This window comes from Mycobacteroides immunogenum (assembly GCF_001605725.1).
In the GTDB taxonomy this organism is placed as follows: Bacteria; Actinomycetota; Actinomycetes; order Mycobacteriales; family Mycobacteriaceae; genus Mycobacterium; species Mycobacterium immunogenum.
This window is the reverse complement of sequence record NZ_CP011530.1, coordinates 3,754,208-3,772,544: the sequence shown is the minus strand read 5'-3', so window position 1 is coordinate 3,772,544 and position 18,337 is coordinate 3,754,208. Positions and strand designations below refer to the sequence as shown.

Sequence of the window (18,337 nt, the reverse complement as noted above, 5' to 3'; positions counted from 1 at the left end):
GTGCACATCACGCACGCGCACGAAATCGGACATGCAGGGCGCGCACGTGGTGGGCCAGATCTGGTGCGGGACCGTCGGTCCGGATTCCCGGTGCTACCGCATTGATGGGCAGCGAGGCCACCGGGCTAGGAGGCGCGCCGAGTTCGGTGAGCCATTCCGTCAGCTGGGCCGACGAGCTGGCAAACACGATGCGCCCCAGTCCCACCCATGCGTGCGCCGCCGAGCACATGGGGCAATGTTCTCCGGAGGTGTACACCGTGGACGACGCGCGATCGGCGGGCGAGAGGTTCTCGACGGACCATCGGGCTAGTTCGAATTCCGGGTGGCGTGTGGAATCTCCGGCACCGACACGATTGCGATCCTCGGCCAGTACGGTGCCGTCGGGCCCGGTGAGCAGCGACCCGAAGGGCTCATCGCCGGCATCAAGGGCCTCGGCCGCGAGCTCAATACAGCGGCGCAGATGCTGGATATCGTTGTCGTCCATGATCTTCCCATGGTAGCTCCGGTGAATCGTCACGAGCCGATGGATAGGCCCAGGAGCAGGCATTTCAGCAGCGCCCCATAAACTGCTCTTATGGCGCTTCCCCCGGGCACTCCTGACCTCGGAGTGCTGGACTTGCTGGTGTCCGTTGCCGAGATGGGCAGCCTTGGCGCCGCGGCACGCCAGCACGGTATTTCACAGCCGGCCGCAAGCATGCGAATCCGGGCTCTGGAACGCCGCCTACGGCTGGTGCTGCTGGAACGTGGGCCGACGGGGTCCCGGCTCACGGACGCCGGGCTGGCGGTGGTGGGATACGCGACCCCGGTGCTGGCGGCGGCCCGCGAGTTCGTCACCGGTGTGGCTGCCTTGCACGCTGGGCAGGCGCCACGCCTTGTCGTCGCCGCCTCACGAACCATCGCCGATCATCGGATGCCGCTGTGGCTCACCGCTCTTCGGGCAAGGCATGCCGATGTGGCGGTATCACTCGAGGTTGGTAACACCCAGCAGGTATGTGAGTTGGTGCGTGCCGGCGATGCGACGCTGGGATTTATCGAAGGGCCTCATGCGCCGGCCGGGCTGGGTGGGGAAGTGCTGGGTGCTGACGAACTGGTCATCGTGGTCGGGCCGGCGCACAAATGGGCTCACCGGCGTAAGCCGGTGACGCTGCGCGAGCTTGCCACCACTGCGCTGCTCATGCGAGAGCCCGGATCCGGCACTCGCGACACCGTCTGGGAGGTATTGAGTGAGGTGTGCCAGCCCGCGGCTCCGGCGGCCGAACTGGGCTCGGCGGCCGCGATCAAGGCCGCCGCGGCCGCGGGCTTGGCGCCCGCGGTGCTGAGCCGGCTCATCGCGGCGCCCGAGTTGGCGGCGGGGACCCTGGTCGAGGTGACGCCCGCCGACGGCACCGTGTTTACCCGTCAGTTCCGCGCGGTCTGGCGGCCGGGGGCTCCGCCGACCGCAGCGGCGCGGGCATTGGTGGACATCGCCGCAACGCTTGATTAGGGCAGCAACGACTTCAGATAGCGGCGGCGAAAGACTTTCTGTGCCAATAGAAGCGCGGGGAACATCGTCCTCCAGAAGCCAGATGGCGCAGGTTGTGTCAAGGAGCGCAGTGTGAGAAACACGGTGCCGTCGTCGTCTCGATGGACGATGAATGCTTCCTCACCCGACACGGGGTGCCCCGGCAGCGTGCCGTAGGCGAATCCGCGCCGGGTGTCGGTAGCTGCCACCGCGACAATGCGCACAGGTTCATGAACCGCCAGTCGCCCCCAGCCGAAGCTGATCAGGAATTCTGCGCCTTCGCTCACGGGTCTGTCCGGAGCGACCCGGAACCCGCTGCGCCGTTTGACTTCCCAATGAAGCACCGCGTGTGCGGCGGTGCGCCAGATGTCATCCCCGCGTCCAAGACAGATGGTCTGTTCGAATCGGCGTAGATCCGATGGCGTCGCGGGCCAACCGTGTTGGCCGGGGCAGGTTGCCCCTGCGGGGCCGTACGTCAGGGCCCGGGGCCTCATCGCACGCGTCCCAGCCGTCGTGGCGTCACATCATCGAACGTTATTACTTCACCGCAGCTCTCGCAGACCGGATGGGCACGAAGCGTCGATCCGCAGTCGTGCTCCCAGACGCTGGGTGGGGGACCTGTGGTGACGTATTTGTCGCCCCACACCATCAGTTCGAAGAGCACCGGTCGCAGGGCGAGCCCGGATTCGGTGAGCAGGTACTCGTAACGGGGAGGGTGCTCTTCGTATTGGAGTTTTTCCAGTACGCCAGCGTCGACGAGCTTGCGCAGTCGTGTCGCGAGGATGTCACGACTGGCGCCGGTGTTACGGACAATCTCATCGAAGCGCCGATTGCCCAGCATGATTTCACGCAGGGCCACCAGGGTCCAGCGTTCCCCGATCACGTCGAGGGCATTGGTTATCGAACAATCTCTCATAGTCGTAAAACCCAACTTAGCACGTTATGTGGTTGATCACACTTAGTTGTGATTTCCAACTTACAGGGCGTATACCGGCAGGAGAGGAGTTCAACGGCGAATCCAGGAGGTAGGTCATGAGAGATGCAGTGATCGTTGACGCGGTGCGGACACCTGTCGGCAAGGGCAAGCCGGGTGGGGCACTCTCCGGCGTGCACCCGGTTGATCTACACGCGCACGCCATTCGTGCGCTCGTCGAGCGCACGGGTATCGATCCTGCCCTGGTCGACGATGTGATCAGTGGCGCCGTGGGGCAGGTCGGGGAGCAGAGTTCCAACACGGCGCGCTGGGCGGCATTGGCCGCTGGGCTTCCGGAGACGGTCCCCGCGGTCACCGTGGACCGCCAGTGCGGCAGTAGTCAGCAGGCTATTCACTTTGCCGCGCAAGGGGTAATCGCCGGCGCTTATGACATGGTGATCGCCTCGGGCATCGAGTCGATGAGCCGAGTGCCCATGGGTAGCCAAAGCTTGGGCAAGGACTTCTTTGGCTCCGAGGTGGCCGCGAGATACCCGGATGGTCTTGTGCCGCAGGGCATTAGCGCCGAGTTGGTGGCGGCGAAATGGAATCTCTCGCGCGAGCAGCTCGATACCTTTGCCGCCGAGAGTCACCGCCGCGCTGCGCAGGCGTGGGCCGAAGGGCGGTTCGCCCGCGATGTGACACCGATCAAGGCCCCCAACGTGAACGGTGAACTGGTCGAGGTGAGCTCCGACGAATCCGTGCGTCCATCGACCACGGTCGAGGTCCTGGCCGGACTCAAGCCGGCCTTCCGTAACGAACTGTGGGAGCAGCGATTCCCGCAACTCGAGTGGAGAGTCACCGCGGGCAACTCATCGCCGATCAATGACGGTGCCTCCGCTGTGCTCATCACCTCCGGCGAGACGGCTCAGCGTCTTGGCCTGACGCCCCGCGCCCGCGTGCATTCCGTGGCCGTCGTGGGCGACGACCCTTTGTACATGCTGACCGGCATCATTCCGGCGACCGCGAAAGTGCTTGATCGCGCGGGCTTGTCGTTGGCCGATATCGATGCCTTCGAGGTCAACGAGGCTTTCGCATCAGTGGTTCTGGCCTGGCAGGCCGAGACCGGCGCAGACTTGTCCAAGGTCAACATCAACGGCGGAGCCACCGCGATTGGCCACCCCCTCGGGGCCAGTGGTGGGCGGCTGATGACCACGCTGGTGTCGGTGCTGGAACAGACGGATGGACGTTATGGTCTGCAAACCATGTGCGAGGCAGGCGGATTGGCCAACGCCACCATTATTGAACGGTTATAGGCAGGCGGTACGACGTGTCACGGCAGGGTGGTACGCATCAACATCACGTTGTACGCCGACCACAGTGACAGGTTGAAGTACAGCTCCTTGCCGGTTGTCCACGGATGCAGATACGGCGCGTAGGGTCCACCGGGCATCTGGGATTCGGTGACGATGACCTGCGGTGGGCTCCACGGGCCCTGTGGCGCCGGGGAAGTGGAGAGCAGGACGTCTCCCTGCTTGTCGCCGTACATCACCAGGTACTTCTTGAGGTACGTGTTGTACTGCGCGGACATCTCACCGACCGGACCAGACAGGATCGGTGTCGCGGCGTTGGGATCACCGGGTACCCAGGTGCCGCGGTCGGTGTTCCAGAATTCGTGCGTGGCCGCGTCGGGCAGATTTCCGGGCAATGCCCGTGAAACGAAGCCGGATCCGCTTCGCCCGGAGGGGGTTCCGAAGATGTAGATGTAGCCGTCGTTGCCCTTGACGTAGGCGGCTTGCTGGAAGTTCTCGTTCCCCGGGGTGAACGGGACCTGGCTGATGGCGTCCGGAGATGACGGACGGATGCTCTGCGGGAACGTCTTCCAGTTCTGCCCGTTGTCGTTGGAGACCGCGGTGGCCGAGTAGTTGGTGGTCCATTCGCCGGCGCTGTCCCAGCTCTTGATGGACATGTAGTTCATGTACTGGGTGCGGCCCACGGAGATGGCCGCGGTGGGGATGATGCCCCGTTCTTGGGCTGCCCACTTGATGGGCGGGATGATCTGCTTGGAGTAGCCCGGCCGCGACTGTGGGGAGCCGGCGTACGGGTTGGACGTCGATCCCTCCGCGACCGCAAGGCCGCGAGAGAGCGACTTGTCCTGGGTGCGCAGCAGAGTGTTGTAGCGCCACTGCTGGCTGCGCATTCCGCAGTATCCGTAGGTGTCACCAAAGGCCATCAACACCTGGCGCCCGGCATTGTCGCCGTTGTCCCACATGATTCCGAGGTCGGTTCCGGAGATGCTGAACTTCTGCAATGTGTTGGCTCCGGTATCGACACCGGTCACCCAGCCGACCACCGATGTCGTGGGAGAGACAGCAGCCTCGGCGGCCGGGCCGACGGCGGGTGCCGGGGGAGCGGGAGCGACGGCTGCGGCCTGCTGATCCTGCAGATTGTTCGGCGAGCCCGGCTCCGGCGGATTGGGTAGGGCGGGCCGTGCCAGTTCCTGTGCCCAGCCTGGCTTTTTCTTCGCGCCCTGCTGGGGCAGCACCTGCTTGAGGATGGATAGCGGCAACTTGCCCAGTTCGGGCAGCGGGGCCTTGTCATTGGCGCCGGTGGGCCGGCGGCCGATCGGGGGAGCCTGACCGGGTATGCCGTCATCCGGAACCGGCGTCGGTGGCTGAAGCCCGGCGGCGGGGCCCGCGCAGGGATCGGCAGCTGCCAAGGGCGCGACGTCAACCGCAACGCTTGATCCGATAACGGCCGAGGTCATCAAGACGACGGAGATCCTGCGGCGCGTCGACATGTCAGACCTTCCTGGGGCAGGACGTCACACCGACGTCAGCAATTGACTCTCGTGACGATAGTGGCAGGTGAGGCCAATGTTGCTATTGGTGCATCGATAGGTACGTTCCCGTGACCGGGCTGAAACCGAGGGCATCGGGGCTCCGAGATTTCTAGATGCCGCGACTAGTTATCTCTCGCGGATGGCGTTATTGCCGGCAAAAACCTCGATTGCCTGTTATTTACCGCGCTCAGGTGACGTCGCGAAGGCGGGGACAGCTATCTTGACTTCCATGGCTTCAGGGTCGAAGACGCCCACTGTCCGGGTAACCACTCCCAAGGGGATCGTCGAAGGGTTCGTACGCGGAGGTGTGCGGCGCTTCCGGTCCATACCGTATGCCCGCCCACCGATCGGGCTGCTGCGTCTGCGTGCGCCGCAACCGGCATTGCCCTGGGACGGAGTGCGCGACTGCACCGAGTTCGGTGCGGCGGCCCCGCAACAGCGTCGCTACCGGGTGCTGGGGCCCGGGCGTGTGCAGCGGGCCAGCGAGGACTGCTTGACGGTCAACGTGGTGGCACCCGATCGCCCGTCCAACGAACCCTTGCCCGTCATGTTCTTCATCTACGGCGGCGGCTACTTGCTAGGTAGTTCGGCGACCCCGCTGTACGACGGTGCCTCGCTGGCCAGGCGCGGCTGCGTCTATGTGTCGGTGAATTATCGGGTGGGGGCGCTGGGCGCACTGGATCTCTCGTCACTGTCCGACCGGGATCACACCATCGACGGGAATCTGTTTCTGCGCGATGTGGTGCTGGCGTTGCAGTGGGTGCACGACAACATCAGGGCATTCGGTGGCGATCCGGACAATGTGACGATTTTCGGGGAAAGCGCGGGGGCGCATTGCGTTGAGACGCTGATGGCCACCCCCGCGGCCGCGGGGCTGTTTCATCGCGCGATCTGTCAGAGCACCGCCAGCGGGATGGCCGTACCGGCCGACTCCGCGGCCATGTACGCACAGAAGTTCGCGCAGATTCTGGGTGCCACAACGGAATCAGCTGCCGAGAGAGTGCTGCAGGCGACCCCCGTCGAACTCGGTGCGGCGCTCAACGCGTTGATCGCCGACATCGTGACCAACATGCCGGGTGGGTCGTTCGCGATCGGTCCGTGCATCGACGGCCACTATCTGCCGCGGCACCCCATTGAGGCGATGGAACACGGTGAAGCACATCGAGTTCCGCTGATCGTCGGCCACAACGCCGATGAGGCCAAGCTGTTTACCAGGGTCCTGAAGATGATGCCGCTGTCCGAAGCCGCGCTGGAAGGAATGCTGATGCGGGGCGGGCCCGCGCATCGAGATCGCATCGTCGCGGCCTACCCCGGGTACCCACAGCGTTCCGCCCGTGTGCGGCTAGCCGGCGACATGAACTTCTCCACTGCCGCCTGGCAAATGGCAGAGGCGCATCATCGCTATGCGCCGGTGTATTTCTACCGCTACGACTACGCACCCGGAGTGCTTCGGATGGCCGGTATGGGTGCTACTCATGCCACGGAACTGCTCGCCGTGTTCGATAGTTACCGGGGCGCCATGGGCACCGTGCTGGCGGGGGCGATCGGCCGTCATGATGCCGTGCGCGTGAGCAATGACGTGCAACGGCGGTGGCTTGCCTTCGCGCGCAGCGGGATTCCTGGGGACGGCTGGCCCGCTTACGAGCCGCCGGACCGCGCGGTGATGGTGTTCGACCATGGCACCCGTGTGGAGCTGGATCCGGAAGCTACCCGGCGCACAGCCTGGGAAGGCTTCAGCCTCACGCTGTAAATCGGCCATTGTGGGCCAACCGGTTGGTTACTTAGGATGTGCCGATGGCAAAGAAGCCCATCCGCATCAACACCGTCAACGGCACTGTCGAGGGATTCACGCGGGGCGGTGTGCATCGCTTCCGTGGGATTCCGTACGCGGAGCCGCCGGTGGGCCCGCTGCGGCTGCGTGCGCCGCGTCCGGCGAGGCCATGGGCCGGGGTGCGCAAGTGTCGTGCATGGGGCGCGGCCTCCATTCAGCAGCATCGCTACGCCATCATCTTGCCCGGCAAGCCGCAAAAGCTCAGCGAGGATTGCCTCACCCTCAACGTCGTAGCTCCGGAGGGGCCGGTGAGTGGGCCGCTGCCGGTCATGTTCTTTATCCATGGTGGCGGCTATTTCCTGGGTAGCTCGGCCACTCCGCTTTATGACGGGGCGAGCCTGGCGCGGCAGGGTTGCGTCTATGTCTCGGTCAACTACCGGCTGGGCGCCCTTGGTTGCGTGGATCTTTCCTCGTTGTCGGATGAAAATCACGCCATCGACAGCAACCTGTACCTGCGTGACTTGGTGCTGGCGCTGCAATGGGTGCATGACAACATCGGCGCATTCGGCGGCGATCCCAACAACGTGACGATCTTCGGGGAGAGCGCCGGGTCGCACGCGGTGAACACCCTGCTCGCGGTGCCGTCGGCCGCGGGACTGTTCCACCGGGCGATCTGCCAGAGCACAGCGACAGGGTTGGTGGTCAGCGCCGACGATGCGGCGGTCAACGCGCGCCAGTTCGCCAAGTACCTGGGCGCCACTGACTCGAATGCGGCCGAAACCGTTCTCAACGCGAAACCGAAGGATTTGGTGAAGGCGCTGTTCCGGCTTATCGGGTCGGCCAAGCATGTGCCGGGGCTCTCGCTGCGCATCGGCCCCAGTGTCGACGGCGATGTGTTGCCGCTGGATCCGGTTGAGGCGATGGAACGTGGTGAGGCGCATCGGGTTCCATTGATCATTGGGTACAACGCCGAAGAGGCGACCTTGTTCACCAAGGTGCTGAAGATCCTGCCGATCACGGCGGATGCGCTGGAACACTCGTTGTCCAAGGGTGGGCCGGAATTTGTGCAGCGCATCGTCGGCGGTTACGACGGGTACCCGGGGGAGAAGGCGATTCTGCGGTTGGCGGGAGATCTGGCATTCGGCTCGGCGGCGTGGCGTGTCGCCGAGGCACACGGCAGGCATGCCCCGACGTACTTCTACCGGTACGACTACACAACGCGGGCGCTGCGCCGCTACGGGCTGGGCCCCACCCACGCCATCGAGCTGCTCGCCGTCTTCGGCACGTATCGGACCATCGCCGCGCCCTTCCTGGCCGGACACAAGGACCGGGCCGCGGCACGCGCCGTCAGTGACGAAATGCAGGGCCGCTGGCTTGCATTCGCGCGCACCGGGGTGCCCGGTGACGGTTGGCCGGCCCACACGGTGCCCGATCGTCAGGTGTTGATCATCGACAGCCCATCCCGTTTGGAGGCGGACCCCGACGGGGATCGTCGTCCGTTGTGGCAGGACGTCGCCTCCATCGCCTGACCCACACGGCGGTACGTTGGGGCTCATGATCATCGTGACGAGCAACGATATTCCCGGGTACAAGATCGCCGCGGTGTTCGGCGAGGTCTTCGGTCTCACCGTGCGGTCGCGGCACATCGGCTCCAACCTCGCGGCCTCGTTCAAGTCCATCGCAGGTGGCGAACTCAAAGGCATCACTCAGTTGTTGCACGAGAGCCGTCGCGAGGCGCTGGCACGATTGGCGGCCGAGGCGGAAGCTCGCGGCGCCAATGCCGTGGTCGCGTTCCGCTTCGAGACCACCGAGTACGCCAACACGGGCGTCGAGGTGTGCGCCTACGGCACCGCGGTCGGCATTCAGCCGATCCAATAGCGGCTGTTCGGTAAGACACGGTTCACCTGACGCGGGCACAATCAGTTGCGTGAGCAACGCCCGCGCCGGACAGCCGGCCCAGCCGGAAGATCTCATCGACATCGCCCACGTGGTGACCGCGTATTACGCAATTGAGCCCGATCCTGAGAACGTGGCCCAGCGGGTCGCGTTCGGGACCTCGGGACATCGCGGGTCGAGTCTTGATGCTGCGTTCAACGAGGCCCACATTGTCGCCACCACGGCGGCGATCGTCGAGTACCGGGCCGCGCAGGGCGTGGACGGACCGTTGTTCATCGGCCGCGACACCCATGCGCTCTCCGAGCCGGCGTGGACCAGTGCGCTGGAGGTATTGGTGGCCAACGGTGTTGTGGTGGCTGTCGATTCGCGCGACAGGTACACGCCGACACCCGCGGTGAGCCACGCGATTCTGCGGCACAACCATGGCAGGACCGCGGCATTGGCAGACGGGATCGTGGTGACCCCGTCGCACAATCCGCCCCGGGACGGTGGATTCAAATACAACCCACCCCACGGCGGCCCCGCCGACACCGATGCCACGGGCACGATTGCCGCGCGGGCCAACGAGATCCTGCGCACCGGCTGGCGCTCGGTAAAGCGGGTCCCGCTGGCTCAAGCGCTGAAGTCCGTGCAGCGCTACGACTTCCAGCAGACATATGTGGACGATCTGATCAACGTGGTCGATCTCGGCGTCATCAAGAGCGCCGGAATCCGGATCGGTGCCGACCCGCTGGGCGGGGCCAGCGTCGACTATTGGGCAGCCATCGCCGATCGCTGGTCGTTGGAGTTGACCGTGGTGAACCCGCTGGTCGACGCGACCTGGCGGTTCATGACGCTGGACTATGACGGGAAGATCCGGATGGATTGCTCGTCGCCTGATGCGATGGCCTCGTTGGTGGCGTCGCGGGACAAGTACCAGATCGCCACAGGCAACGACGCCGACTCCGATCGGCACGGCATCGTGACTCCCGATGCCGGACTGATGAATCCCAACCACTACCTCTCCGTGGCGATCGACTACCTGTTCAGCCATCGCGACGGCTGGGCCGCCGAGACAGCGGTCGGCAAGACGCTGGTGAGCTCCTCGATCATCGACCGGGTGGTGACGGGGCTGGATCGCAGGCTGATCGAAGTGCCGGTGGGCTTCAAATGGTTTGTGAACGGGTTGATCGACGGGACAATCGGTTTCGGCGGCGAAGAAAGCGCCGGGGCGTCTTTCCTGCGCCGTGACGGCTCGGTGTGGACCACCGATAAAGACGGCATCATCGCGGCGCTGCTCGCGTCGGAGATCCTGGCGGTCACCGGTCTGACGCCCTCGCAGCGATACGCCCAATTGACCGAGAAGTACGGCACCCCAACGTATGCGCGCGTCGACTCGCCCGCGAGTCGTGAACAGAAGGCCGTGCTGAGCAAGCTCTCGCCCGAGCAGGTGAGCGCCACCGAGCTCGCGGGTGAACCCATCGTCGCCAAGCTGACCAATGCGCCCGGTAACGGCGCGCCGATCGGTGGACTGAAGGTTGTCACCGAAAACGCCTGGTTCGCGGCCCGGCCGTCGGGCACCGAGGATGTATACAAGATCTATGCAGAGTCGTTCAAGGGTGCCGAGCACTTGAGCCAGGTACAAGAGGCCGCGAGGGAGGTTGTCTCGGCGGTCATCGGTTGAGTGGCTGTCCTGGCCACAACGCACCGGTAAAGCCGCGACTGCCCTGGGAGATCTGGGTTCTGGTTGTCGCGAGCCTGGTGATCGCGCTGGGGTTTGGCGTGGTGGCGCCCGCACTGCCGCAGTACGCCCGCAGCTTCGGGGTCAGCGTGACTGCGGCAACCGCTGTGGTGAGTTCGTTCGCCGCTTTCCGGCTGGTGTTCGCACCCGCGGCCGGCGCGCTGGTGCAGCGCCTGGGGGAGCGCTGGGTCTACATGACCGGGCTGTTGATCGTCGCGGCCTCCACCGGTATCTGCGCCTTCGTGCACAGCTACTGGCAGCTGTTGATCTTCCGGTCAGTCGGCGGGGTCGGTTCGACCATGTTCACCGTATCGGCGGCGGCGCTACTGGTGCGCATCGCGCCGGAGGAGATTCGCGGACGGGCACAGGGGCTGTACGGGTCGAGTTTCCTGTTGGGCATGGTCGCTGGGCCCGCGCTGGGTAGTGCCGTTGTGGGGCTGAGTCTTTCGGCGCCCTTCATCATCTACGCGGCCGCGCTGGTGATCGTCGCCGCGCTGGTCTATTTCGGGCTGCGGCGCTCGACGCTGCTGGAGGTTGCCGACGAGCATCACGGTACCCCGGTGACGCTGACGTCCGCGCTGCGTCACCGCACGTTCCTGGCGGCGCTGATGTCGAACTTCAGTGCGGGATGGGCCATTTTCGGGATCCGGGGTGCGTTGCTGCCGCTGCTGGTGGTCGAGAGCCTGCATCAGCGGCCGGGGGCGGCGGGGCTGGTGTTCGCCGCGTTCGCCGCCGGGGACGTGTCCACAGCGTTTCTGGCCGGGTCATGGTCCGATGACATCGGTCGCAAGCCGTTGGTGCTCGCGGGGCTGGTGGTGTGCGGGGCCACGATGGTGGGCAAGGGCTTCGTGTCATCGCTGCCTGTCCTGGTCGTGTTCTCGCTCATCGGTGGGATCGGTGCCGGGTTGTACGCGTCGCCGCAGCAGGCCGCTGTGGCCGACGTGGTGGGCAGCAGGGGACGGGCAGGCACGGCGCTGGCCACCTTCCAGATGACGTCCGACATCGGCCTGGTGATCGGGCCCGTGATCGCCGGCGTGATCGCCGAGCGCGCGTCCTACGGCTGGGCGTTCGTGGTGGGCGGTGCAATGCCCCTGATTGCGGCCGTGGCGTGGGGGTTCGCGCCCGAGACGCTGGGGAGACTTGCGTCACCGCAGGTTAGGAGTATGCAGGAAGTAGCCGATGATGTCGGCGGTCCTGAGCGCTGAGATTTTGAGAGCCCGTCGCCGTGGTGTAACTTCTTGCGAGCACACAACTAAACAATGGGGCTATGGCGCAGCTGGTAGCGCACCACACTGGCAGTGTGGGGGTCAGGGGTTCGAGTCCCCTTAGCTCCACAATAATCCCAGGTCAGACGACCTGGGATTTTTGCTTTCGGGGCCAAGAATGCCTGAAGTCATCACTAAATCATCACTAATTCGCACGACGCCAGTACGAGCTGGTCAGTCAGTGGCAGGGGCCTTGCCGTTGCGGCGGCAAACTCGGCGGCGATACCATCCAGCAGTGAGCGGCGGGGTTCTCGGGGTTTCTCCCGAAGATTTGCAGCGTGTTTCGCGATTGGTCGCGTCTACCGCAGGCAATCTTGCGACCGAACTGGACTCCTTGGATGCCGAGGTGTCGAGATTTATGGGGTCCGGTTGGTCCGGCGGATCGGCGGGAGCATTCACCGCGCGCTGGTACGAGTGGTACGAAGGCGCCAAGCTCGTGCACCAAGGCCTCTCCCAGATGGGTGCATTGCTGGCGGGCACAGGGGAGACGTTTCAGGGCCAGGAGGCGGCGGCGACTGCCAATGTCGACGCTGTGGCCGAGGGAATGTAGGGGGAGACGATGTCAGGTGAGTTCGGTGTTGTCCCCGATGAGCTGATGCGGATCATCGAGCGCATGACCGAGGTTGAGCAGCGCGCCGAGGCGTCGATCGCGGCCATGGATTCCGAAGTGCGCAACCTGCACGCCACCTTCACGGGCGAAGCCGCCACCGCCCACGCGCAGGCGCACGAGAAATGGGCCAGGGGCGCTGAGCAGATGCGCCATGCGCTCAAGGGGCTGCGCGATGCGAGCCATGCCGCCCACGGCAACTACACGGGTGCGGCCGCCAAGAACCTGCAGAACTGGGCGTAGCGATGGCCCCACCAATCCACGTCGACCCGGTCGCGCTCGATGGCGCAGGTAGAAAAGTCTCCACCTCGGTGGGAGGCTGGGGCTCGGCGCTGTCGGCACTGCAGTCGGCGCTGTCGAGCACGGCGGGTATGGGCGGCGATGATCCGGCGGGCACCGTGTTCGCGGGGCAGTACGACTCATCGGCCAAAGAACTACTTGAGGCCATGGTCGACGTGTCCAATGGAACGGGCCGCGCCGCTGACGGAATCAGAGCCTCGGCTACCAACTACTCGCGCGCCGAAGTCGCATCGAACATCGACGGTAAGGGCGGTGACCCACTGCCAGCCGCTTCGCCCACTCCTACCGTCAAGACTGGCACACCGCCGTCTGCGGTCGGCAGCGATGTCGGCGACCCACCCGGCTGGTTTCTGGTGGAGCCGTTTATCGGAATGATCTGGCCTAACGGCGATTCGGCGAAACTACGCGCCGCTGGCAGCGCATGGACGGCAGCAGGAGCCGCATTCACTGGCCAGCAGCCGGGGCTGGCTGGGGCGCAGGCGACGGCGCAGGCACAGCAGATACCCGAAGGCCCGAAGATCGATAGCGCATTCAAGACAATCGACGGCGCTGTCGGCGAGGTCGGCGGTATGTGCAGCACGATCGGCACCAAGCTCAATGACTACGCGACGAAGATCGATACCGCGCACGCGTCGATACTTGACCTGTTGGCCCGCTTGGTAAATCCGCTCACCGGGGCCAAACAGGTCGCGGACTGGATAACCGGCGAAGACGACGATGAGATCAAGAAAATCGCCGCCGACATCCGGAACATCGTCAACCAGTTCAAATCCGAGGTGCAGGCGCTAGCGCTACTTTTGGCGCCGATCGTTCAGGGTGCGTCGATGGTTATCGACACCTTAAAGTCGTTGGTGCAGATGCAAATCGAGCTTTTCGGCGATGAAATCTACAACACCGTCGCACCTGTGGTGAATGCCGCCGCGTCATTCGGGCAGGCCATGATCAACAACCCTGGCCAGACAATCCAAATGGCTGCCGGTGTCGGCATGATGGCGGTTGGCTACGACATGATGGCTGCGGCAGGCGTCGGTGAAGTCTTCACCGGCGGGGCTGCGACGCCGATTGCCGCGCCCGTAGCCGTCGCTGGCGCTGGGCTGCTCGCTGGCGGCGCGGTCGTCGCCATACCTCCAGCACTTGACCTAACCACCGAAGCCGCGACCCATGGCGCGACCGTGATGCACGCCCACACAGGGCGTCCCGGTGAAGGTATCGACCGTGGCGACGGGCGGGACCCCTACGGCCATATCACCGGGCGACCCGGTGGTGGCTACGCCAGGCAACGCGAAGCCGAAGGGATCAACCGATATCGCCGCAACAATCCAGACGAGTGGGTGAGCACCGAACGGCGGAAGGCCAAGGTCGACGGGGTCGACAATGGCCGTTACTACGACGGCCTGGCTCAGAAATCAGACGGCACCTACAAGGGGATTGAGGTCAAGTCGGGAGATGCGACCAGGGATGCTGATCAGCGGGCATTCGACTCGGCAGTTTCCCCGGAAAATCCGGCCTACGTTACGATCACGAACAGGAGTGGCGACATAGAAACCGTGAAGGTCACAGAGGTTGAGGTAGTCAAGGTGGCGGGCGAATGACTTTAGAACGCAGCGGCTTTCAGATGCGCAACTACACCACCACTGGCAACTTCACGTCATGGATGGGCGCAGATCCAGGCAAGGCCCATCGTCAGATAGCGGTCAACATCAATGCCCTTGGGACCGAGAGTGACGGTGCTAAGGATGAGGCATTTTCCATCTATAAAGTTCCGGATGGCACCGAGTACGACGAATTCCCTTACACCCATGAGTGGATGCAGACCTGTGGCACAGCGGAACGCCTGACAGTCGAGATTAGACGGCTAGAGGCTGACGGCGTTCGTCGCATGTACACCGTCGGACGCCCTTCGGCCGCAAATGAATCCGAACTTTCTGAGGTCGTCTACAACGGCGACAACGCTTACAAGGTTCTGCCGTCAGAAGCATTGACCGCCGCAGAAGCCGTTGAGCTATTTCAGTACTACCACGACCACCTTGACGCCGCGCCGGGCTGGCACTTGCGAGAACAACCAGAGTTCGCCGACGCTGGGTAGTGCGCGAATGAGGCTGGAAAAGGCGACCCACATACTGGAGTCAAATCAGGCGAAGATGCGGATGAGCAACTTCACCGAAGAGATACCTGGACAGATCGCAGCGGGGATAAACCGTTTGGGCACAAAGGGGTACACGTATTACTCAATCTACCCGGTTGCCCCCGAAGTGCCGTACGATGAGTTCCCCTACTCCCATGAGCGTATTCAGGCCTGTGGGAAAGATGACCGTCTCACCGTGGAGATAAAGCGGATGGAGTCTGATGACGTTCGGCGCCACTACACCATCGGAAGGCCATCTGCGGCAGGTGAATCCGAAACCGAAGTGGTTTACAACGGAGATAATGCATACCCGGTGCGCCCATCCGAGGTGTTGACCCCAACCGAGGCAATCAGACTGTTCCTGGGCTACTACGGCACAGGCGACATCGCGCCGGGCTGGCACTTGCGAGAACAACCGGAGTTCGCCGACGCCGGGTAGCTCCGAGCCGGATACCGGTTCCCTGTACAGACGCTGTGAGCACGACGTACGCTTCCGACAGTTAGGGGCATCGCAGCGAGGGGAAAGGTCTTCATCAATGTCATCACCACAGTCGGCGGCACCGGGCTGGTATCCCGATCCATCAGGCGCGCCAGGGCAGCGGTACTTCGACGGAACCAACTGGACCAACACCCCGCCCCCGCCACCCGTACCGGCGCCAAAGAAAAGCCGCAAGTGGCCGTGGATTGTCGGCGCAGTGGTGCTGGTCCTTTTTGTCATCGGTCTAGCTGGCGGCAAGAAAGACGACGAGAAGCCCGCCAGCGCATCATCAGCGGCCAGCGCACCACGGGCGGGTGGCAGCGGAGCTGGCACGGCCGACAAGGCGGCGCCGGGCGTCGGGTCCGAAGTACGCGATGGCAAGTTCGCCTTCGTCGTGGACAAGGTCGACATTGGCAAGAGCGTCGTTGGACGCGATGACAATCAGTTCATGCAGAAAAAGGCCCAGGGCGAATGGGCAGTGCTGTCGATGACGGTCACCAACATCAGTGACAAGCCGCAGACGTTTTTCGCCGAGAATCAAAAACTCATCGCAGGTGGCAAGACATTCTCGGCGGACAGCACCGCTTCGATGTACATCGGAAACGACGCACTTATGGCAGAGATAAACCCCGGCAACAAGATTGACGTTCAGGTCGCCTTTGATGTGCCTGTGGGTACCGAGCCTGATCAGGTCAAGCTGCACGACTCGGCTTTCTCTGGCGGTGTCGCCGTGGACCTAAAACGGACCAACTGATTTAGCCCGATGGACGCCGTAGCGCTCGCCTCTGTCATATCCAGCGGGGCAACAGCCGTTATTACCATCGTGGTAACCGCTGCCACCAAGCGTGGGGATCGTAGACATGCGAGCGCACTTGAGTTTGAAAAACGTACCTGGGAGGCGAAGAGCTCAGCGCTAATCACCGCGATCGGAGCCTGCGAAGACATTCGAAGGGTTGCCGCAATCGGGCCTTCGAGCGACACAGACTTCTCTTCCAACGGATATCGTGTGCATCAGGTGCTCACAATGGGGCAAACACTGTCACCGAGCCCGACGCTGATCGCATACGCAGATGAGCCCGTCGCCTCGCTTGTGGGGAATCTGTTCGATGAGCTGGACCGCTTACGTAGCGAGAACATCCTTATGATGATGACCATCGATGACAAGCGGAATGACTGGAAAACCGCCGTGAGGAAGGGCGACACCAACGCCATGAGCGTCGCCCATTATGACCAGACTGACGCGCTTACCCGTTTAGGTAAGGCAGTGAAGCTCGACTTTCCCAGTATTGAGCGGCAATGTAGGGGAATACTGGATGCCGCAAAGTCCAATCTACGCAACGGGTAGGCACCCCCCTTACAGTCGCCCCTCCAGCTGCTCAGGGAGGGGCGGCACGTCGCCGGTAGCGCCGCCCTGAATCCATCGCCGAAGCTCGCGCAGGTGGGCCAAGGCGATGCCTAGCACCTTCTGCTCTTCGGTTAGCCGATCCTCCAGCGCCGCGACGCGGCCACCGAGTGCGCCAATAGCGGCGTTGTGGGCTTCACGCTGCTCAGTCATGGCGGCGGCGAAGGTCTCCCGCTGCTCGGTGGCAAACGCTTTCCAGTCAGCAGAGTTGTTGGCGTCCTTGGCGTTCCTGCGATCTACCAGGGACTTGATGACAGTGCCGATGACGCCACCCGCTAGCAGCCCCACGGCAAGGTCAAGCCATTGATCTAGGGTCACAGGTCGGTCTCTTCACTCTTCGATGTTCCGGCGCGTGAAATGTGGGCCGTCGCGACCGCCTGACCGCCGACTACGAACACCGTCGAAATGAGATTCAGCCACAGCGGAGCTGCTCTCTCGTCAACGACGTTGTAGTAGAGCATGAGTGAAAACAGCGCCACGGCAACGGCATACAGCCACAGTCGCACCTTCGGCGTGAGTAGTTCTTTCAGCTTCTCAATCATCACTAACCTCAGTCTTGGAGTAGATAGTCAACGGCTGGCGCGGTGTCGTAATTCAGATGCGGGCCAGTGCGTTTGACGAAGAACAAACCGGCGTCCAGCACGGCCTTGGTTAGAGCAATCAGTTCAATGGCCGGGCGCTGCACAATCTCAACGACCTGCGCCAGAATGGAATCAGGCCCGGAGAAGATGCGCTGACCGATGATCACCTTGTAGATGGAGGTCTTCATTTCGCCCGAATCACCTTCAACATCGGTGTACATGTCGCCCTGGTGGGCGTAGTTGCGCCACCAGTTCGGAGTGTTGGCCATCAGTTCATCGGCGATGCCGTGCGACTCTTGGCTGGGCGCTTGACCGTTGGTGTCGCCGTAGGCTTTGCCCTTTTCGCGCATGGGATTACCCCAGGCGACAGCCTTGAGTATCTTGCCGTATGCCCAGTGCAGCCGTCCGGTAACCGGCCTGATATCCCGCTCCCATACCAGTGCGGTGATGATGGCGCCCTGGGAGTAGCCGCCTAACACGGCGCCGAAGCGCTCCACCTGCAGGCGGTGGATGGTGATTTGGTTGACCAACTCTTCGCGGCCTTCGTCAATCGACCGGCCCATGGGGAATGGGGCAGCGCGGTAGCCGATGGGCTGCCATCGATATTTGCGCTCTACGGCCCGTGCGGTGTCGGCGTCGGGGCCGATCCACCAGGGCACGCCGGTTCCGCAGACCGTGAACAGTACAGGCCGCTTATCCTCGGGCACGGGGCGTTTCAGGTAGCCGATAGCGTATTTGGTCTCCAGGTTGATCACACCAGGCGTAAAGCTACCGGCAGCTAGTTTTCCTTCACTGACGTAAATTCCCTGCAGCTCAGTGATGATCGCCGTCAATGCCGGAGTGAACTTGGTGCGACCAGCTGCCAGAGAGTCATCGAATCGGTTCCACTTCAATCGGATGAAGTCGATGATCTTGCCTACCTCGGCTGAGTCGTCGCCC

General features: G+C 63.5%; 21 protein-coding genes and 1 tRNA gene. 15 read left to right on the top strand and 7 right to left on the bottom strand.

Going from position 1 to position 18,337, the window contains the following annotated elements; genetic code table 11:
* Positions 1-7: 7 nt before the first annotated feature.
* Complete coding sequence (locus tag ABG82_RS18720) at positions 8-484, bottom strand: nucleoside deaminase (protein WP_043077950.1); 477 nt, start codon at positions 482-484, stop codon at positions 8-10.
* Positions 485-574: 90 nt separating this feature from the next.
* Between ABG82_RS18720 and ABG82_RS18715 the strand changes: the two genes are divergently transcribed.
* Positions 575-1,483 (top strand): LysR family transcriptional regulator, encoded by a 909-nt coding sequence (locus ABG82_RS18715; protein ID WP_043077854.1) that lies wholly within the window; start codon positions 575-577, stop codon positions 1,481-1,483.
* Here ABG82_RS18715 and ABG82_RS18710 read toward each other — a convergent pair.
* Together ABG82_RS18710 and ABG82_RS18705 are read right to left on the bottom strand one after the other, a co-directional pair.
* On the bottom strand, positions 1,480-1,995 hold the full coding sequence (locus ABG82_RS18710) for a DUF1990 family protein (RefSeq protein WP_043077855.1): 516 nt from the start codon (positions 1,993-1,995) through the stop codon (positions 1,480-1,482). The two genes, ABG82_RS18715 and ABG82_RS18710, sit on opposite strands and share 4 nt — an antisense overlap.
* Positions 1,992-2,417 carry a winged helix-turn-helix transcriptional regulator gene (locus ABG82_RS18705; protein ID WP_043077856.1) on the bottom strand — a complete coding sequence of 142 codons (426 nt, stop codon included), beginning with the start codon at positions 2,415-2,417 and terminating at the stop codon, positions 1,992-1,994. Before ABG82_RS18705 ends, ABG82_RS18710 begins: the two co-directional genes overlap by 4 nt.
* A 116-nt stretch (positions 2,418-2,533) precedes the next feature.
* Here ABG82_RS18705 and ABG82_RS18700 point away from each other — a divergent pair, with 116 nt between their 5' ends.
* A complete protein-coding gene (locus ABG82_RS18700) occupies positions 2,534-3,727 on the top strand; it encodes a thiolase family protein (RefSeq protein ID WP_043077857.1) in 1,194 nt (397 codons plus the stop codon).
* Positions 3,728-3,744: 17 nt separating this feature from the next.
* Here the strand turns inward: ABG82_RS18700 and ABG82_RS18695 are convergent, their stop codons facing one another.
* Positions 3,745-5,211 carry a DUF4185 domain-containing protein gene (locus tag ABG82_RS18695; RefSeq protein WP_043077858.1) on the bottom strand — a complete coding sequence of 489 codons (1,467 nt, stop codon included), beginning with the start codon at positions 5,209-5,211 and terminating at the stop codon, positions 3,745-3,747.
* A 271-nt stretch (positions 5,212-5,482) separates the two neighbouring features.
* On the opposite strand from ABG82_RS18695, the gene ABG82_RS18690 reads away from it, so the two are divergent.
* The 13 genes from ABG82_RS18690 to ABG82_RS18630 all read left to right on the top strand — a co-directional run bounded on the left by ABG82_RS18690 (position 5,483) and on the right by ABG82_RS18630 (position 16,760).
* Positions 5,483-7,003 (top strand): carboxylesterase/lipase family protein, encoded by a 1,521-nt coding sequence (locus ABG82_RS18690; RefSeq protein ID WP_043077859.1) that lies wholly within the window; start codon positions 5,483-5,485, stop codon positions 7,001-7,003.
* 44 nt (positions 7,004-7,047) lie between these two features.
* Entirely contained in the window at positions 7,048-8,553 is a 1,506-nt protein-coding gene (locus ABG82_RS18685) for a carboxylesterase/lipase family protein (protein ID WP_043077951.1), read from the top strand.
* A gap of 25 nt (positions 8,554-8,578) precedes the next feature.
* Positions 8,579-8,902 carry a YbjQ family protein gene (locus ABG82_RS18680; RefSeq protein ID WP_005056510.1) on the top strand — a complete coding sequence of 108 codons (324 nt, stop codon included), beginning with the start codon at positions 8,579-8,581 and terminating at the stop codon, positions 8,900-8,902.
* 49 nt (positions 8,903-8,951) lie between these two features.
* Positions 8,952-10,583: a phosphoglucomutase (alpha-D-glucose-1,6-bisphosphate-dependent) gene (gene pgm, locus ABG82_RS18675; protein ID WP_043077860.1), complete on the top strand. Its 1,632-nt coding sequence runs from the start codon at positions 8,952-8,954 to the stop codon at positions 10,581-10,583.
* Positions 10,580-11,845, top strand: a complete 1,266-nt coding sequence (locus tag ABG82_RS18670) for an MFS transporter (protein WP_043077861.1) — start codon at positions 10,580-10,582, stop codon at positions 11,843-11,845. Before pgm ends, ABG82_RS18670 begins: the two co-directional genes overlap by 4 nt.
* Positions 11,846-11,901: 56 nt before the next feature.
* Positions 11,902-11,974: transfer RNA gene (locus ABG82_RS18665), tRNA-Ala, on the top strand.
* A gap of 166 nt (positions 11,975-12,140) precedes the next feature.
* Positions 12,141-12,455, top strand: coding sequence for a WXG100 family type VII secretion target (locus tag ABG82_RS27805; RefSeq protein WP_174544338.1), 315 nt, complete (start codon positions 12,141-12,143; stop codon positions 12,453-12,455).
* A gap of 9 nt (positions 12,456-12,464) precedes the next feature.
* Positions 12,465-12,755, top strand: a complete 291-nt coding sequence (locus ABG82_RS18655) for a WXG100 family type VII secretion target (RefSeq protein ID WP_043077862.1) — start codon at positions 12,465-12,467, stop codon at positions 12,753-12,755.
* Positions 12,756-12,757: 2 nt separating this feature from the next.
* The gene (locus ABG82_RS18650; protein ID WP_043077863.1) at positions 12,758-14,404 is read left to right on the top strand and encodes a WXG100 family type VII secretion target; all 1,647 of its coding nucleotides are present in this window, start codon (positions 12,758-12,760) and stop codon (positions 14,402-14,404) included.
* Positions 14,401-14,898, top strand: coding sequence for a hypothetical protein (locus ABG82_RS18645; protein ID WP_052511005.1), 498 nt, complete (start codon positions 14,401-14,403; stop codon positions 14,896-14,898). The genes ABG82_RS18650 and ABG82_RS18645 overlap by 4 nt, the downstream gene beginning before the upstream one ends.
* Before the next feature lie 61 nt (positions 14,899-14,959).
* Complete coding sequence (locus ABG82_RS18640) at positions 14,960-15,376, top strand: hypothetical protein (protein WP_043077953.1); 417 nt, start codon at positions 14,960-14,962, stop codon at positions 15,374-15,376.
* A gap of 97 nt (positions 15,377-15,473) precedes the next feature.
* Complete coding sequence (locus tag ABG82_RS18635; RefSeq protein ID WP_043077865.1) at positions 15,474-16,169, top strand: DUF4352 domain-containing protein; 696 nt, start codon at positions 15,474-15,476, stop codon at positions 16,167-16,169.
* Positions 16,170-16,178: 9 nt separating this feature from the next.
* The gene (locus ABG82_RS18630) at positions 16,179-16,760 is read left to right on the top strand and encodes a hypothetical protein (protein WP_043077866.1); all 582 of its coding nucleotides are present in this window, start codon (positions 16,179-16,181) and stop codon (positions 16,758-16,760) included.
* Positions 16,761-16,769: 9 nt separating this feature from the next.
* Here the strand turns inward: ABG82_RS18630 and ABG82_RS18625 are convergent, their stop codons facing one another.
* From ABG82_RS18625 to ABG82_RS18615, 3 genes are read right to left on the bottom strand one after another with little or no spacing between them, the layout of a single operon-like run.
* Entirely contained in the window at positions 16,770-17,135 is a 366-nt protein-coding gene (locus ABG82_RS18625; protein ID WP_043077867.1) for a hypothetical protein, read from the bottom strand.
* On the bottom strand, positions 17,132-17,359 hold the full coding sequence (locus ABG82_RS18620; protein WP_043077868.1) for a phage holin: 228 nt from the start codon (positions 17,357-17,359) through the stop codon (positions 17,132-17,134). The genes ABG82_RS18625 and ABG82_RS18620 overlap by 4 nt, the downstream gene beginning before the upstream one ends.
* 8 nt (positions 17,360-17,367) lie before the next feature.
* A complete protein-coding gene (locus ABG82_RS18615) occupies positions 17,368-18,231 on the bottom strand; it encodes a hypothetical protein (RefSeq protein ID WP_234708020.1) in 864 nt (287 codons plus the stop codon).
* Between the last annotated feature and the right edge of the window lie 106 nt (positions 18,232-18,337).

Bases quoted from the DNA above. Each gene is read 5' to 3' on its own strand.
- ABG82_RS18690 (WP_043077859.1), top strand. From the start codon at position 5,483: ATGGCTTCAGGGTCGAAGACGCCCACTGTCCGGGTAACCACTCCCAAG.
- ABG82_RS18685 (WP_043077951.1), top strand. From the start codon at position 7,048: ATGGCAAAGAAGCCCATCCGCATCAACACCGTCAACGGCACTGTCGAG.
- ABG82_RS18705 (WP_043077856.1), bottom strand. From the start codon at position 2,417: ATGAGAGATTGTTCGATAACCAATGCCCTCGACGTGATCGGGGAACGC.
- ABG82_RS18630 (WP_043077866.1), top strand. From the start codon at position 16,179: ATGGACGCCGTAGCGCTCGCCTCTGTCATATCCAGCGGGGCAACAGCC.
- ABG82_RS18700 (WP_043077857.1), top strand. From the start codon at position 2,534: ATGAGAGATGCAGTGATCGTTGACGCGGTGCGGACACCTGTCGGCAAG.
- ABG82_RS18695 (WP_043077858.1), bottom strand. From the start codon at position 5,211: ATGTCGACGCGCCGCAGGATCTCCGTCGTCTTGATGACCTCGGCCGTT.
- ABG82_RS18655 (WP_043077862.1), top strand. From the start codon at position 12,465: ATGTCAGGTGAGTTCGGTGTTGTCCCCGATGAGCTGATGCGGATCATC.
- ABG82_RS18620 (WP_043077868.1), bottom strand. From the start codon at position 17,359: ATGATTGAGAAGCTGAAAGAACTACTCACGCCGAAGGTGCGACTGTGG.
- ABG82_RS18710 (WP_043077855.1), bottom strand. From the start codon at position 1,995: ATGAGGCCCCGGGCCCTGACGTACGGCCCCGCAGGGGCAACCTGCCCC.
- ABG82_RS18635 (WP_043077865.1), top strand. From the start codon at position 15,474: ATGTCATCACCACAGTCGGCGGCACCGGGCTGGTATCCCGATCCATCA.
- ABG82_RS18650 (WP_043077863.1), top strand. From the start codon at position 12,758: ATGGCCCCACCAATCCACGTCGACCCGGTCGCGCTCGATGGCGCAGGT.
- ABG82_RS18640 (WP_043077953.1), top strand. From the start codon at position 14,960: ATGAGCAACTTCACCGAAGAGATACCTGGACAGATCGCAGCGGGGATA.
- ABG82_RS18715 (WP_043077854.1), top strand. From the start codon at position 575: ATGGCGCTTCCCCCGGGCACTCCTGACCTCGGAGTGCTGGACTTGCTG.
- ABG82_RS18645 (WP_052511005.1), top strand. From the start codon at position 14,401: ATGACTTTAGAACGCAGCGGCTTTCAGATGCGCAACTACACCACCACT.
- ABG82_RS18680 (WP_005056510.1), top strand. From the start codon at position 8,579: ATGATCATCGTGACGAGCAACGATATTCCCGGGTACAAGATCGCCGCG.
- ABG82_RS18720 (WP_043077950.1), bottom strand. From the start codon at position 484: ATGGACGACAACGATATCCAGCATCTGCGCCGCTGTATTGAGCTCGCG.